This is a genomic window from Streptomyces sp. WELS2, assembly GCF_013870595.1.
Classification (GTDB): Bacteria; Actinomycetota; Actinomycetes; order Streptomycetales; family Streptomycetaceae; genus Streptomyces.
On record NZ_JACBWZ010001242.1, the window covers coordinates 1 to 1,368 of the forward strand.

Annotated in this window: 2 protein-coding genes; one reads left to right on the forward strand and one right to left on the reverse strand. The window is 75.7% G+C overall.

The window, feature by feature from the left end; translation table 11 throughout:
• Window positions 1-569, forward strand: a 569-nt coding sequence (locus tag H5J33_RS35375; RefSeq protein WP_181798737.1) for a cellulose binding domain-containing protein, incomplete at its 5' end; no start/stop codon positions are given.
• A 54-nt stretch (window positions 570-623) separates the two neighbouring features.
• Here H5J33_RS35375 and H5J33_RS35380 read toward each other — a convergent pair.
• A partial coding sequence (locus H5J33_RS35380) for an FAD-dependent oxidoreductase (protein WP_181798738.1) occupies window positions 624-1,368 on the reverse strand: 745 nt, incomplete at its 5' end.

Below are 1,368 nucleotides of genomic sequence, written 5' to 3' on the forward strand. Positions count from 1 at the left end.
TGACCGACACCACCGCACGCCTGTCCTGGGCGGGTGCGACGGGCGCGGCCCGCTATCTGGTCCAGGAGCGCGACGGCGCGTACACCCGGCTGATCGGCGAGTCCACCGGCACCTCCGTGACCCTGCGCAACCTGCCCCCGGGCAGCACCCACACGGTCAACGTGCTGGCGTCCGACGCCTCGGGACGGCTCTCCGCCCCGTCCTCCCCGCTGACCTTCACCACCGGCACCCCACCGAACGCCACCTGCGCGGTGACGTACCACCGCGACAGCGGCTGGGGCGACGGCTTCGTCGCCACGGTCACCGTCCGCAACCTGTCGGACGCGCCGATCACCGGCTGGACCGTGGACTGGGACTGGCCGACCGGCGGCCAGTCGGTGTCCTCCGGCTGGAACGCCACGTTCCACCAGACCGGCTCCCACGTACGGGTGACCGCCCCCGAGGGCGCCGGGCCGCTGGCCCCGGGCGGCGCGTCGACGGCCTCCTTCGGATTCGTCGGCGCCAACGACGGCCCCAACCCGGACCCGACGGTGTTCCGGCTCAACGGCGCGGTCTGCTCAGGCGGTTGAGGGCTGACCCGCCCGGGGCAGGAGTCGGCCGACCCCTGCCCCGGGCGGGACCGGTCAGGCCTCCACCGTCTCCGCCAGCCCGGTGACGGCCTGCGGCCAGGGCGCGGGCGTGGCGATCAGGGCGCGCAGCGACCGGGTCCGACGCGGGGGCAGGCCGATCGTCAGGATCCCGGTGGCCCGGTCGGCGGTGCCGTACAGCGCGGCCAGCCGCAGCGGATCCTTGCCCAGCACGCGCACCTCGATCCGCTCCGCGCCGGCCAGGACACCGTGGGCCTGGAGCTTCAGGTCGTACTGGTCGGACCAGAAGTACGGCACGGGGGTGAACGGGCGCCGCTCGCCGAAGCGTTCGCGGTCCAGCTCGGCCAGGAGGTTGCGGGCGGCGGCGAGGCCCTGCTCGCTGGCGTTCATCCGGTGCTCGATCCGCAGTTCCCGGCCCAGGGCGGAGTGGTACCAGCGGGCGACGTCACCGGCGCCGTAGAGCCCGGGGGCCGCGGCGCAGAACTCGTCGCAGCGCAGTCCGTCCGACAGGTCCAGGCCCGCCGCCCCGGCGCCGGGCCCGCGCAGCCAGTCGACGGCCGGGACGGAGCCGATGGCCAGCAGCACGTCGTCGGCCTCCACCACGGTGCCGTCGGCGAGCACGGCACCGGTAGCCCGGCCGGCCTCGGCGCGGACGCCGGTGACCGCCTGTCCCGAGCGCAGGATGACGCCGTGGGCGCGGTGGACGTCGGCGAGGAGCCGGCCGACCTCCGGGCCCAGCACCCGCCCCATCACCGTGTCCTCGGTGCCGACGAGCGTGACC